Genomic DNA, 12,662 nt, shown 5'->3' with positions numbered 1-12,662 from the left:
TAAGTAGAAAATAAATTTTTGATTTTAAGAGGGTTTTATTATGGATAATCGTCCGATTGGATTATTGGATTCAGGGCTAGGTGGCCTATCTGTTGCAAAAAAAGTAATTGAAAAATTGCCTAATGAATCAACTGTTTTTATTGGTGATAACGCTCATATGCCGTATGGCGATCGAACTAAAGAAGAGATTATTGAACTAGTTAGAAAATCAGTCCAATTTTTGTTAGAGAAAAATGTTAAGCTGATAATTTTTGCCTGCAATACTGCGACAGCAATGGCTATGAGTACGATTCAAACAGAAATCGATCCACAAATTATCGGAGTTATTCAGTCGGGGAGTTTGGCCGCTTCACGGACAACTAAGAATAAAAAAGTTGCGGTAGTTTCAACTAAAGCAACAGCAGAATCACATGCTTATGCTAAAGAGATCCGTTTCCGTGATCCAGAAATTCAGGTAACGGAATTAGCTGCCCCTAAACTTGCACCACTTGTGGAGGCTCAAAAAGATCATGAAACCAACTTAAAAGTAGTTAAAGAGAGTTTGACCCCCTTACAAGGAAAAGACTTTGACACTTTAATTATGGGCTGTACGCATTATCCATTGATTCAGAAAGAATTTAAAGAAGCAATTAATGATAAAAATGTTACTATCTTGGATCCTGCAGATCAAGTTGCACAGTATACGTTTAATGTGATGCGGCGCGATGGTTTGTTTAGTGATGGTAATGAAAAAGTCAGTCATGAATATTATACTACAGGCGATCCAACTAGCTTTGATCGTTTAGCAAGAACATTCATGGATGATGCTACTTTAACTTCTAAGCATGTGGATACGGAGAATGAATAATGGTTAAAGAAATTTTATTTGCGACTGGTAATCAAGGTAAAGCAAAAGAACTAAAAGAAGCCTTTAAACAAGCTGGGGTAGATATCGAGATTAAGACGAATGCTGACTTAGACAATCCGCCTCATCCGATTGAAAGTGGCCATACGTTTGAAGCTAATGCCAAGATTAAGGCCCATGAATTAGCTAACTTTAGCAAGTCGCCAACGATTGCAGATGATTCGGGCTTAATAGTTGATGCCTTAAATGGGGAGCCTGGTGTTAGAAGTGCACGGTATGCAGGCGAAGCTCACAATGACGCAAAGAATAACGCAAAGTTATTAGCTAATTTAGGCGGTGTGCCAGATGAAAAAAGAACGGCCAAGTTTTGGACTACGATTGTGGTTTCAATGCCAGGTGAATTTGATAAAGACTTGGTTGTGTCAGGTACTTGCAGTGGTCGTATTTTGGCCGCACCACGTGGTGAAGATGGTTTTGGGTATGATCCATTGTTTTATATTCCAGAAAAAGAAAAAACTTTTGCACAGATGACTACTGATGAAAAGAATGAGATTTCTCATCGTGGTAATGCAGTGCGAAAATTGCTCCAAGAATTGCCAGCTTGGTTAGAACAGTTTGATTAGATAAAAATAGCTCAGTTCGGGTCATTCGTATGATTTGAACTGAGCTATTTTTTACTTATTTTGCAGTAGTTTTTGCAGGTCGTTCTGTACTTGCAAAAACAATATTATTTTCTCGTAAAATTTGAATATATTTACTTAAATACAAATTTCTCACAGCGGCTTGTTTACCAGGTTTAACTTGAAAGTGAATTGAATAAACAAATTTCTTTCCTGTTTGCTCAGTCACACCAACGATAGTAGGTCCAGAAACAATCGTCTTTTTTTCTGGCTGAATCTTGCGATTGCATTCTTTGATTAACTTGTTAACTTCATCAATATCATTTTTAGTATCAAGATCCAAATTGATGTCTAGTGCTACACCGCCATGGGCTAGGTTTTGCACAATGGTAATGTTGCGGTTAGGGATGAAAATAATTGAGCCATCTGAACCCTTGAGACGAGTAGTTCTGAGGCCTAGTTGCACGACGGTACCAACATTAGTGCCAATCTGAACTAAATCTCCAACATCAAATTGGTCTTCACTTAGAATAAAGAAACCGTTGACCAAATCACTAACAAAGCCTTGTGCGCCCATTCCTAAAGCTAGGGAAAAAATTCCAGCACTGGCTAACAAGGTGCCAACTGGTACACCTAGAATAGAGAGAATACCGAATAAATAGAAGAAGATAAGGGTATATTGAAAAACGCTGTTAATCAAAGCTGTGATAGTTCGAGTTCTTTTATTCTTAACTGTGTTATGCTTGGCTAAGTAATTATTAATTATTTTATGACCAAAATGGGATAAAAGGTAAAAAATGAGTGAAGTAATAGCTAATTGCCAAATAATTGACAATAAATTTTGGCTAATTTTACTCCAATCAATTTCAATTTTCTGTATATTTATGTGAGTAGGAATCTTCATTTGGTGTCCTTTCTATTGCTTACGGGTATAATTAAGAATAACAAGACATTAATTGAGAATAAAGGATATTCATGCTAAACTTTTTTTAGATGTTGATGGAGGTAGAAAATGACAATTTCTTATGGTGCTTTAGCAGGCTTAATTGCGGCGATTGCATTCTTAATTTTAGTATTATTTACGATTCCAATGCTAATTCGGACCGCGAAGTTGTTGAAAGAAACTAGTGCAACTATTCAAACAACTAACGAGTCAATGAAGAAAATTTCTGAAGATATGGATGGCTTGATGGATCAAACTTCGGATTTGTTAGATAAAACTAATGACCTAATGACCGATGTTAATGGTAAAATGAAGACGTTAGATCCAGTTGTTAAAGCTGCTGCAGATTTAGGCGAAAGCGTATCAGAATTAAACGATTCATCTAAAAAGATCGCTAAACGCTTTAGCAGCAATCATTTAAGCCGTACGGGTCTTATTTCTTCAATAGCTGCGACGGCATTTGCAAGACGCAAGCGTCGCAGAGGTGAAAATTAATAAAGGAGGAATTCACCATGAAAAAATTCGCAAGTTTCTTATTAGGTGCCGTTGCAGGATGTGCAGCAGGTTTTCTCGCAGGTTCACTTCTTGTTAGTGATGAACAAGTTGATGACGTTAAGAACAAGATTAAAGATAATGACAAGCTTCAAGATTTGAAGAAGAAGTATGACAATGGTACTGAAATCGTTAAGAATCAATTAGCATCATTCCCTAAGAATGTTGAAGATGATTCAGAATTGAAGGATTTTGACGACATCGTAATCGATGACTCAAATAAAGATGACGATGACAGTGAAAATGCTGAAGAGTCAGTTAACGATTTGAACAATGCTGAAAAAGATGATACTGATGCAGCATCTACTTCAGAAAAACCACAAGCTTAATTAAAGTCAAAAAGAAAAGGAGCTGGTCGTGATGATCAGCTCCTTTTTTATGACTAAAATTAGTCTTTAAGTGGTAAAACTTTTAAGTCTTTGTCAGTGTGAGTAAAGGTTTCAAAGCCGTCCTTAGTAACGACACCACAATCTTCAATTCTGACACCAGCAAAGCCAGGGATGTAGATACCTGGTTCAATGGAGAAGCACATTCCTTCTTCAAGAACTAAGTCGTTACCTTGTACGATTGATGGATATTCATGAACGTTTTTACCAATGCCGTGACCTAGGCGGTGAATGAAGTATTCACCATAGCCAGCCTTAGTAATGATGTCACGAGCCACGCTATCTAATTCTTCAGCGGTGATTCCTGGCTTAGCAGCTTCGATTGCGGCTTGTTGAGCTTCACGATCAACTTCATAAATTTCGCGTTGCTTAGCAGTAGGTTCACCGTAAGCAACAGTTCGACTAGAATCTGATGCGTAACCATCGTGCATGGTACCTAAGTCGAATAAAACTAATTCATTTGGTTGAACAGTGTTCATAGTTGGACCAAGGTGAGGATTAGCGGCGTTTTTACCAGCTTGTACGATGGTTTCAAAACTTTCATGCATAACACCTTTTTGAATTTTTAGTTGGTAATCAATTTGTCCAGCGATGCTTCTTTCGGTGACGCCAGTTCTAATTGCGTCAAAGCCAATCTTAAAAGCGAAGTCTGCTTCTGCACCAGCGCCTTGCAACTTCTTGATTTCTTCAGGTGTCTTGTAAAGACGAAGTTTTTCAATAAAAGGTGAAACATCGTTAGTGAAACTAGCGTTAGGAAATTCACCACGTAAGAGCTGGTAGTGGGCAACAGACAAATCATCTTTTTCAATTGCCCAATTATGGGTATCGTGAGTTCTCTTTTTGACATTAGTTGCTATGATGTTCCAAGGATTTTCGGAATCAAGGTAGCCAATAACGTCGCCATCCCATGCGGAAGCTTTTGCTTCTTCTACATTTAAGGCAGGACAGAAGATAAAAGGTTCTGCATCCTTTAAAACAATTAAAGCAAAGATTCTTTCATGGGGCTCCATTGAGTAGCCAGTGAAGTAGGAAATGGTAATTGGATTAGAAATGTAAGCAAGATCATTATTGGAGTCTTGCAACCATTGTTGTAATTTATCTAAGTTCATATTGTCCTCTTTTCTTGCAAATTATGTTGACTGTAGTATATCATGATTTCTTAATGAAAAAATGAAAGAAAATCTGTAAACGTTTGCATTTTATGCAGCATCGTGATATCTTTAAGTGAAGAATTTTTTGGAAGGACTGAGATAAGAGATGCATAAACAAGAAGTTACAATCTATGACGTCGCTCGGGAAGCTAAGGTTTCAATGGCTACGGTTTCTCGTGTTGTGAATGGTAATAGTAATGTTAGAAAAGAGACACGTGACCGTGTTCTCGAAGTTATTAAAAGACTGCACTATCAACCAAACGCTGTAGCTCAAGGTTTAGCTTCTAAGCGGACTACTACAGTAGGGTTAATTGTCCCAGATTTAACTAATTTATACTTTGCAGAATTATCTAAGGGTATTGATGATATTGCACTTTTATATAAATACAACATCATTATTACTAGTATTGAAAACCGCTTGATGAAGGAAGACCAAGTTATTCAAAGTTTGCTGAATAAGCAAGTTGACGGTGTAATTTATATGTCTAACCGTTTATCAGATGAAGCAGCTGATGCCTTTAAGCGGACTGATACTCCTGTGGTTTTAGCAGGTACTAAAGATAATCGTGATGATTTTGCTTCTGTCACAATTGACTATAAGAAGGCTGATACTGAAGCATTAAATTTGATGTACCATGATGGTAAGAAGCATTTGGGAATCGTAGTTGGTGATCAAGATGCTGTAGTTAACAGCGAAAACAGAATCCCTGCTTATGAAGAATTCATGGAAGAAAATGATTTGGGCACTCCTCGAATCTATACTGATATTAAAGACTATTCAGATGGTTATAATTTATACCCACAATTAGTTAAAGATGGCGTTGATGGTGTAATTGTTACTCGCGATATTTCATCAGTTGGTATTTTGAATTCTGCGATGGATGCAGGTAAGAAAGTGCCAGAAGATTTGGAAATCGTGACCGCCAGTGCTACGCAGTTAGCTTCTGTTGTTCGTCCAGCTTTGACTACGATTAAGCAGCCACTTTATGATATGGGTGCCGTAGCAATGAGAATGTTGACTAAGTTGATGAACAATGAAGAAGTAGATGATACTCATATTGTTTTGCCATATGAATTAGTTAAAAAGCAAAGTACTTTAAATCAATAATTAAGTGAAGCAAAAAAGACCAGTTTACTGGTCTTTTTGTTTTAGTAGATAATTTTGTTAATCTGTTGAAGCTTTTGTGTAAAAGTGGTTGGCGCAATTGCTTGATTAGGATTATAGGGCAAAAGCACGAGATTAGTGTACTGACTGACCCGTGGTAAGGACTGATAATCTCTGAAATCGTCTTGACTAAAGAAGCCATAGAACAAGATATCTTTTGCCTTAACCCAACCTAGTTTGGTATAAATCCACATGTTTTTAGGACTACCATTAAAATTTTGAATTTTTAATAATTGATTTGCGGGTAATTTTTGCTGCGTTTTGGCTTGGTTATCAGGATAACGATAAATTGTAACTTTTTGGTTAGGTTTAGCGATAATTTTCTTATTTTGATAAGGAGCAATATCTCGCTTTGTTAAGTCAAAATTAACGAATTCTGCCGAAATAAAAGTTTTTTCAGCAATTTGATAAAATAAGCGATCATCTACACGGACGCCATAAGTGACATTGACTTTTTGACCTGGTTGCACGTACTTCTTTTCTTTGATGCGAACATACGGATTCATCATTGTAGCGGCTTTAGTTTTACCAAAATAAATTCCAGTTCTATTAATAGCGTACTTTTTAGTGCCACTTTTGGCTAATTTATATTTAAAACCAGTAGCGGGATAGTTGGTAACCACGCCATCAACATTCCGATTAATTAGCCAATGCCATAGGGCAGGCGATTCGTCCATTTCGGCCCAGACAAACAGTTGCTTATGTAATTTGTGAAGCCAGTGAATTAAAAAGGGATGCTCTTGCACAATATCAGAAGAAGCATTGATAGCATTAACTTGAGGTAAATTACTGAAATTAATGCGTTTCAGGCTGCCAACGATCAAAATTAGATAAGCTTCAGGCATAATTTTTCTAAAGTGAAAGAGACTAGCAGCGGAAAATGAATGAATCATGATTCTTTTCTGCATATGGTATTTTTTAACTATTTGTGCGATTCTATCCTCTAACTCATAGGACGGATTTAATCCATGATCAATTTTAGTCTCTAAGACAAATTTAGTGTTTGGTTTATTTTGATAATGCTTAAAAAGCTCACTGAGTGACATAACGTGTTCGCCATTGTCATATTGCAGTTGTTTAAGTGCTGTAAAATTATTTTGTGATACAATTGCATGTGTATGAGTAACTCGGAAGAGGTCATCATCATGTGCAATGACCGGAACTCCATCCTTTGAGAGCTGGAGATCGAGTTCAACGTAATCAGCACCAGAATTAAAGGCGGAATCGTCAGCCTGAATTGTTTCTTCAGGATATTTGATGGGATCACCACGGTGCCCTACAACTGTAAAACCACTATTTATGAAAAAGACTAAGCTAAAAAAAAGAACCCAAACGAGTCGGCTTTTAAATTTCATGTGTACACCTCTATCGCATACTTAACAATAGCATGGTTACACATTTTTTTCTATTTATAGTACTATTCTTTTATCAGTAATCGGTATGATTGAAATCTAAAGGATGAGATTTAATGGAACAATTGGACTTAATTGAAGAAGTTACCAGAAATGATGGCAGTCGATATTATGAAATCTCTAATATTGACCAAAATGGAATTGCAGAATTAGCTGCAGATCATGGCTTAATTAAAAAAGTCAAAATACTGCAGCTGAATATTCCTCGAACTAAGGCACTGATTGCTTATGAAAAATATATCAATGATACTTATGACTTGCAGACTTTGACTAATGAAAGTGATTGGAAAAATCCAAAATGGGTAGAATGGGATAAACCTAAGGGAAAAATTTTAGACGCATATAATATGATCTTAAAAGCCAATCGAATTGGTTAGAAAGTGGCATAAAAAATGGAACAACTGCGAATTTTACATACCAATGATCTTCATTCACATTTTGAACATTTCCCTAAAATCGGACGTTACTTGAAAAAAGCGCAGGCTGATCAATCGGTTGATGATATCTACACTTTTGATGCAGGAGACTTTATGGATCGGTCTCATCCTTTAACTGATGCTACGGAAGGTCAAGCCAACATCAAATTGATGAATGGGTTTAACTATGATGCAATTACGATTGGCAATAATGAGGGAATTTCTAATCCACATTGGGTATTGGAACATTTATTTGATCATGCGGACTTTCCGACAGTTTTAGCAAATTTGCGTGAAGAAGATGAATCAATGCCTAAATGGGCAGTCGGCCATATGTTTTTAACTACTAAGAAAAAGACGCGAATTGCTTTAATTGGCCTGACTGCAGCTTATCCAATGACTTATGGTCCTAATCATTGGCATGTCAAGATGTTAGGTGACAGTATGGATCACGAATTAGCTCAAATTGAAGGCAAGTATGATGTCTTAATTTTATTGACTCATGTTGGATTAAAAATGGATCGCTGGTTAGCTAAACATTATCCTCAAATTAATTTAATTGTAGGAGGCCACAGCCATGATCTGATTGAACATGGTGAAAAAGTGGGGCATACTTGGATTACGCAAACAGGTAAATGGGGAAACTATGTGGGTGATATTCATCTAGAACTTGAAGATCATCACGTGATTAAGGTAGTACCTCGCACTATTTCTACTGCTTCGATGCCAGAAGAACCGGAAGATAAGGCAGTAATTCAGGGCTACTATGATGAAGGTAAGCGACTTTTATCAGAACGAAAAGTGGCTAATTTACCTGAAAAATTTGCGGATGATAAAGTAGCAGCCGTTCAAGTTTCTCTTGATGCGATTGCTGATTTTGCTAAAACAGATTTAGCCATTTTAAGCTCAGGCCTATTCTTGACCCCGTTTAAGAGTGGAATAATTACTCAATATGATTTACAAAATGCCTTACCGCATCCAATGCACGTTGTTCGTTCAACCTTGAAAGGTTATGATTTGTGGCGACTAGTGATGGAAATTGAAAAGAATCGGCATTACCTAGACCATTTTCCACTGCAAGGGATGAGTTTTCGAGGAAAAATTTTTGGTCAGATGTATTACAAAGGGATCAAGGTTGATATGCGTAGACGTGTAGTTTACGTCAATGGGCATGAAATTGATCCACAAAAAGAATATAAAATTGCCTGTTTGGATCATTATGTCTTAGTTCCATTTTTCCCAACTTTGGCTATTGTCGGTGAAAATGAGTTTTTATTCCCACAATTTTTACGTGAAGTTGTTGGTAAATATTTGGCTGAAAAATATCCTTTAACAGCGAGAAGTGAAAAAGATGACTGAAGAAAATAAATTTGAACAAGAACAGCCAATTAGACACCCACTTGCTGACGTGGTGCAAGATGGTAAGAGCATTAAGATTGGTGCGCAGCTTTATAGCATCATTGTCAATGAGCGAGACGCACTTGATTTAGAATCTTTGCGTAAAAAATATGATCCTTATCTTGACCAGTATGATTATCTGGTGGGGGACGTTTCTAGTGAACATTTACGCTTGAAAGGCTTTTATAAAGACGGTGCTAGAACCGCAATTGATAAAAAAGAAATGGCGATCGTGGATTATTTAACGGAATATTGTAATCCCGGCGGACCTTATTTTATCTTGGAATTAACGCATCCAGTACATTATTATCAGCATCAACGTACTAAAATACGGCGATCACGTGAACGACGCGAGCGCGATTTTGGTAAAAATGAGCGTTATCATGCACGACGTCGAAATTATCGGAAGAATAAAAATGAAAATAATCCGTTTAAGAAGCGGCGTGTTCATCAAACTAAATTTAAGAAAAAACAATCAATTGCAGTGAAAAAAGAATTTGGACGGCATCATTCATTTATTATTAAAAAGAGAAAGGGAAACTAGTGAAAGATTACCGGGTATTTTTAATTGACTTAGACGGAACTGTTTATCGTGGTAAGGAAACAGTTGAATCAGGAGTAAGATTTGTTCATCGTTTAGTTCAAGCAGGGAAAGACTATTTGTTTTTAACCAACAATACGACCAGAACACCGCAAATGGTAGTTGATAAACTAAAGGGACACGGTATCGAAACTGATACGGACCATGTTTATACGCCAAGTATGGCCACAGCTAGCTATATTTTACAAAGAGAACACAAGGAAAAGATCGGCTTGTATATTATTGGGCAGATTGGTCTTTGGCGTGAATTATTGCAACATCCAGAGTTTGAAATTAATGAAGAAAATCCCGATTATGTAATTGTCGGTATGGATACAGATCTGACTTATCATAAAGTACGAGTAGCTTCACGGGCGATTAGACGTGGAGCCACTTTTATTGGGACTAATGCCGATATGAATTTACCAGCAGAGGATGAGCTAATTCCAGGCAATGGTTCACAATGTGCATTCGTTGCTGCAGCAAGTGGAGTAGAGCCACTGTATATTGGTAAGCCTGAATCAATTATTGTAAAAATGGCTTTGGATAAAGTTGGCTATAGCAAAGATGAGGCACTTTTGGTAGGTGATAATTACGATACCGATATTAAAGCTGGCTTTAATAGTGGAGTAGATCAGTTGTTGACTTTGACAGGTGTGACGACCAAAGTGGATATTGCAGATAAACGTCAACCAACAATTTTAGTTAATAACCTAGATGAATTTGAATTATGATTACTAAAAACAATATTTTTTCGCTGATTTATCATTTTTTGTTTGCTGTTTCTAGCAGTGTAATTGGGGCAATTGTGGCTAGTTGGCCATTATTGTTTATTTTTATGATCGTACAAAAGACATATGAGACGGTTCACATGTCTTTGTTTAAGGTAATGCATAATTATAACCAGCTGATGTTTTATTTGCTCTGGCCCTTTAAAAAGCAGCTTAAAATGGATAATTTCCCTACATCTGCTAATGCGGCAGAACATTTTGCGGAATGTAAGCATTTATTTATTCTGACTCTATTAGTTTTTATTATCTGCATCATAGTGCACTTTGTTTTTAAACGACAAAAGAAAAAGCTACTGCTTAATTTGGATAAATCAGTAGCCCTTATTTTGCTATTATTGCCAATTATTATTTTTCCATTTGCAGTAACCAATTTCGACAGTTTCTTTGTGATTTTTCACCATATTTTGTTTAACAATAGTGATTGGCTGTTTGATCCTAATACTGACCCAATTATCAATGTGCTAACGGAAGGCTTCTTTGCTTCTTGTTTTGCCGTTGCTGGGGTTATTTATGAATTATATTTTGCTGAAAAATTATTACGTAAGTAAAAAAGAGTTCCTTAGTGGAACTCTTTTTTGAGTGATATTTTTTTCTTGATTGCGACAATTGCGATTGGCACAACTGATACTAAAATGATAGCAATTACGATCATTGAAAAATGGTCCTTTACAAATGGAATATTGCCAAAGAAGAAACCGATGATTGTGAACAATCCTGTCCAAAGCAAGCCACCCAAGATGTTGTAGGTGATAAATTTACCATAATGCATCTTACTGCCGCCGGAAATGAATGGGACAAAAGTACGAATAAATGGTATAAATCTACCTATAACGATCGTAATTGGTCCGTGGCGCTCAAAGAACTTTTCAGCGGCCAACCGATTATTTTGATTAATTAATTTATTGAACCAGCTATGTTTTTCACCAGCTCTGGTTGACCAGGCACCAATTTCATAGTTGATACTGTCACCGATTATGGCGGCGAATGCTACTATAAGATAAACTAGCCAAATATTTAAGCCATACTTAGGATTAGCAGCCATTGCACTCGCAGCAAAAATCAACGAATCGCCTGGAAGAAATGGAAAAACGACTAAGCCTGTTTCAATAAAAATGATAGCGAATAAGATTAAATAGGACCAACCACCGAATTGGTTAACAATCGTGATCAAATGGTCATCAATGTGCAAAATAAAATCGATTAAACTCATCTGGAACTCCTAAAAACTAGTTGAATGAATTGTCAAAGTTTTTTCAGGGAAAAGATCACGCATAATCGCGGTGATTGCAATCTGGGCTTCGCCAAAACCGAGAGCGATTAAAGGGACGCGTCCAGGATAGGTAACAACATCGCCAGCTGCATAAACACCGGCGATATTAGTTTGCATTGTTGAATTCACCTTAATTTGTGCGCCAGCTAAATCGATTCCCCATTTTTTGACAAAGCGATTATTAGCTTTAAAGCCATATGCAACGACTGCTTGGTCTAACTTGATATTAGTTAAACTATCTTTTCCCATTTCTTTTAAATTAACGTTCAGTTGATTATCAACCAAATTGATTTGTTTAGGAAGATAGGGAGTTAAAATTTCAACATTTTTTAAAGACTTAAGTTTTTTGACATTAGATTCAAGACCGCGAAATTGATTACGGCGATGAATGATTTTGACATTGGCATAATTAGCTAATTCTAGTGCCAGGTCTAATGCTGAATCGCCGCCACCAAAGACGCCAACTGTTTGTCCGACAAATTTTTGGGGATCTTTAATAAAGTAATGAATCCTTTTTTGAGTATCATCATCCATAGATAATGGTAAAGCTTTAGGTTTAAAGGCACCGGCACCAGTGGTAATCAATATGCTGTGGGATGCAACTATATCATCGATAATAAAGCCGTCTTTTTGTTTAGTGACATTTTCAACTTTATGGTTAGTAAAAATAGTTGTATCCGTTAAATTATGTCGTAAATTGTCGATTAGTTCAGTTCCTGTAATAGAGTCGTAAGCAGGAATATCTTTGATTTTCTTAAAAGGATAAAGCATTTGTGGCTGTCCGCCTGTTTCAGATAATGAATCAAACAGTACGGTCTTGAGTCCATGAAGATGGGCAAATCGCGCGGCAAATAGGCCAACAGGTCCGCCACCGATAATAGTTAAATCAAATTTTTTAATTTTAATGACCTCCTCAAAGTAGTGATGTATCAACTTTAACATGAATTTTGTAAATATTCATTTAAAAATAAGCTTGTCAAAAAATGAATTTTAAGGTATATTATTGAAGTCGCCTTTTTAAGAGCGAGCATAATTCTTTATTGAAAAAAATACTTGCAATTAATATTCAAGTATTATATATTAATAAAGTCGCTTCGAGAGATGCGACGAGAGCTTAAAAACAGACATGTAAGG

General features: G+C 36.5%; 15 protein-coding genes. 10 read left to right on the top strand and 5 right to left on the bottom strand.

All coding sequences use genetic code 11. The annotated features are described in order from the left end of the window. The first annotated feature begins 40 nt into the window (after positions 1–40). A complete protein-coding gene (gene murI / locus CP363_RS06440) occupies positions 41–847 on the top strand; it encodes a glutamate racemase (protein ID WP_089147183.1) in 807 nt (268 codons plus the stop codon). Further along, positions 847–1,467, top strand: a complete 621-nt coding sequence (locus CP363_RS06435) for an XTP/dITP diphosphatase (RefSeq protein ID WP_089146245.1) — start codon at positions 847–849, stop codon at positions 1,465–1,467. The genes murI and CP363_RS06435 overlap by 1 nt, the downstream gene beginning before the upstream one ends. Before the next feature lie 55 nt (positions 1,468–1,522). Here CP363_RS06435 and CP363_RS06430 read toward each other — a convergent pair whose 3' ends face one another. Continuing rightward, positions 1,523–2,368, bottom strand: a complete 846-nt coding sequence (locus CP363_RS06430; RefSeq protein WP_065989992.1) for a mechanosensitive ion channel family protein — start codon at positions 2,366–2,368, stop codon at positions 1,523–1,525. A gap of 108 nt (positions 2,369–2,476) precedes the next feature. On the opposite strand from CP363_RS06430, the gene CP363_RS06425 reads away from it, so the two are divergent. Together CP363_RS06425 and CP363_RS06420 are read left to right on the top strand one after the other, a co-directional pair. Then, complete coding sequence (locus CP363_RS06425; RefSeq protein ID WP_005720512.1) at positions 2,477–2,902, top strand: DUF948 domain-containing protein; 426 nt, start codon at positions 2,477–2,479, stop codon at positions 2,900–2,902. A gap of 17 nt (positions 2,903–2,919) precedes the next feature. Beyond that, positions 2,920–3,288: a hypothetical protein gene (locus CP363_RS06420; RefSeq protein ID WP_005720511.1), complete on the top strand. Its 369-nt coding sequence runs from the start codon at positions 2,920–2,922 to the stop codon at positions 3,286–3,288. A 59-nt stretch (positions 3,289–3,347) separates the two neighbouring features. Here CP363_RS06420 and CP363_RS06415 read toward each other — a convergent pair whose 3' ends face one another. Then, on the bottom strand, positions 3,348–4,454 hold the full coding sequence (locus CP363_RS06415; protein WP_005725547.1) for a Xaa-Pro peptidase family protein: 1,107 nt from the start codon (positions 4,452–4,454) through the stop codon (positions 3,348–3,350). 148 nt (positions 4,455–4,602) lie between these two features. On the opposite strand from CP363_RS06415, the gene CP363_RS06410 reads away from it, so the two are divergent. Then, positions 4,603–5,604: a substrate-binding domain-containing protein gene (locus CP363_RS06410; protein ID WP_013085886.1), complete on the top strand. Its 1,002-nt coding sequence runs from the start codon at positions 4,603–4,605 to the stop codon at positions 5,602–5,604. 41 nt (positions 5,605–5,645) lie between these two features. Here the strand turns inward: CP363_RS06410 and CP363_RS06405 are convergent, their stop codons facing one another. Continuing rightward, positions 5,646–7,016 (bottom strand): glycerophosphodiester phosphodiesterase, encoded by a 1,371-nt coding sequence (locus CP363_RS06405; RefSeq protein WP_089142867.1) that lies wholly within the window; start codon positions 7,014–7,016, stop codon positions 5,646–5,648. 113 nt (positions 7,017–7,129) lie between these two features. Between CP363_RS06405 and CP363_RS06400 the strand changes: the two genes are divergently transcribed. From CP363_RS06400 to CP363_RS06380, 5 genes are read left to right on the top strand one after another with little or no spacing between them, the layout of a single operon-like run. After that, positions 7,130–7,450: a hypothetical protein gene (locus CP363_RS06400; RefSeq protein WP_005720507.1), complete on the top strand. Its 321-nt coding sequence runs from the start codon at positions 7,130–7,132 to the stop codon at positions 7,448–7,450. A gap of 15 nt (positions 7,451–7,465) precedes the next feature. Beyond that, positions 7,466–8,848, top strand: coding sequence for a bifunctional UDP-sugar hydrolase/5'-nucleotidase (locus CP363_RS06395; RefSeq protein WP_089147385.1), 1,383 nt, complete (start codon positions 7,466–7,468; stop codon positions 8,846–8,848). Continuing rightward, on the top strand, positions 8,841–9,431 hold the full coding sequence (locus CP363_RS06390; RefSeq protein WP_005720505.1) for a YutD family protein: 591 nt from the start codon (positions 8,841–8,843) through the stop codon (positions 9,429–9,431). The genes CP363_RS06395 and CP363_RS06390 overlap by 8 nt, the downstream gene beginning before the upstream one ends. After that, positions 9,431–10,201: a TIGR01457 family HAD-type hydrolase gene (locus tag CP363_RS06385; RefSeq protein ID WP_013085888.1), complete on the top strand. Its 771-nt coding sequence runs from the start codon at positions 9,431–9,433 to the stop codon at positions 10,199–10,201. Before CP363_RS06390 ends, CP363_RS06385 begins: the two co-directional genes overlap by 1 nt. Continuing rightward, a complete protein-coding gene (locus tag CP363_RS06380) occupies positions 10,198–10,806 on the top strand; it encodes a TIGR01906 family membrane protein (protein ID WP_005721551.1) in 609 nt (202 codons plus the stop codon). The genes CP363_RS06385 and CP363_RS06380 overlap by 4 nt, the downstream gene beginning before the upstream one ends. A gap of 11 nt (positions 10,807–10,817) precedes the next feature. Here CP363_RS06380 and CP363_RS06375 read toward each other — a convergent pair whose 3' ends face one another. Both CP363_RS06375 and CP363_RS06370 read right to left on the bottom strand, forming a co-directional pair. Next, positions 10,818–11,468, bottom strand: coding sequence for a VTT domain-containing protein (locus tag CP363_RS06375; protein WP_005724245.1), 651 nt, complete (start codon positions 11,466–11,468; stop codon positions 10,818–10,820). 9 nt (positions 11,469–11,477) lie between these two features. After that, on the bottom strand, positions 11,478–12,470 hold the full coding sequence (locus tag CP363_RS06370) for an NAD(P)/FAD-dependent oxidoreductase (protein WP_065989990.1): 993 nt from the start codon (positions 12,468–12,470) through the stop codon (positions 11,478–11,480). Positions 12,471–12,662 lie beyond the last annotated feature (192 nt).

The sequence above is a fragment of the Lactobacillus sp. UMNPBX12 genome (assembly GCF_002553955.1).
Taxonomy (GTDB): Bacteria; Bacillota; Bacilli; order Lactobacillales; family Lactobacillaceae; genus Lactobacillus; species Lactobacillus crispatus.
The sequence above is the reverse complement of the archived record's forward strand: the minus strand, read 5'-3'. Positions and strand labels throughout refer to the sequence as shown.

Bases quoted from the DNA above. Each gene is read 5' to 3' on its own strand.
- CP363_RS06390 (WP_005720505.1), top strand. From the start codon at position 8,841: ATGACTGAAGAAAATAAATTTGAACAAGAACAGCCAATTAGACACCCA.
- murI (WP_089147183.1), top strand. From the start codon at position 41: ATGGATAATCGTCCGATTGGATTATTGGATTCAGGGCTAGGTGGCCTA.
- CP363_RS06395 (WP_089147385.1), top strand. From the start codon at position 7,466: ATGGAACAACTGCGAATTTTACATACCAATGATCTTCATTCACATTTT.
- CP363_RS06410 (WP_013085886.1), top strand. From the start codon at position 4,603: ATGCATAAACAAGAAGTTACAATCTATGACGTCGCTCGGGAAGCTAAG.
- CP363_RS06415 (WP_005725547.1), bottom strand. From the start codon at position 4,454: ATGAACTTAGATAAATTACAACAATGGTTGCAAGACTCCAATAATGAT.
- CP363_RS06420 (WP_005720511.1), top strand. From the start codon at position 2,920: ATGAAAAAATTCGCAAGTTTCTTATTAGGTGCCGTTGCAGGATGTGCA.
- CP363_RS06370 (WP_065989990.1), bottom strand. From the start codon at position 12,470: ATGTTAAAGTTGATACATCACTACTTTGAGGAGGTCATTAAAATTAAA.
- CP363_RS06425 (WP_005720512.1), top strand. From the start codon at position 2,477: ATGACAATTTCTTATGGTGCTTTAGCAGGCTTAATTGCGGCGATTGCA.
- CP363_RS06400 (WP_005720507.1), top strand. From the start codon at position 7,130: ATGGAACAATTGGACTTAATTGAAGAAGTTACCAGAAATGATGGCAGT.
- CP363_RS06430 (WP_065989992.1), bottom strand. From the start codon at position 2,368: ATGAAGATTCCTACTCACATAAATATACAGAAAATTGAAATTGATTGG.
- CP363_RS06380 (WP_005721551.1), top strand. From the start codon at position 10,198: ATGATTACTAAAAACAATATTTTTTCGCTGATTTATCATTTTTTGTTT.
- CP363_RS06435 (WP_089146245.1), top strand. From the start codon at position 847: ATGGTTAAAGAAATTTTATTTGCGACTGGTAATCAAGGTAAAGCAAAA.
- CP363_RS06375 (WP_005724245.1), bottom strand. From the start codon at position 11,468: ATGAGTTTAATCGATTTTATTTTGCACATTGATGACCATTTGATCACG.
- CP363_RS06405 (WP_089142867.1), bottom strand. From the start codon at position 7,016: ATGAAATTTAAAAGCCGACTCGTTTGGGTTCTTTTTTTTAGCTTAGTC.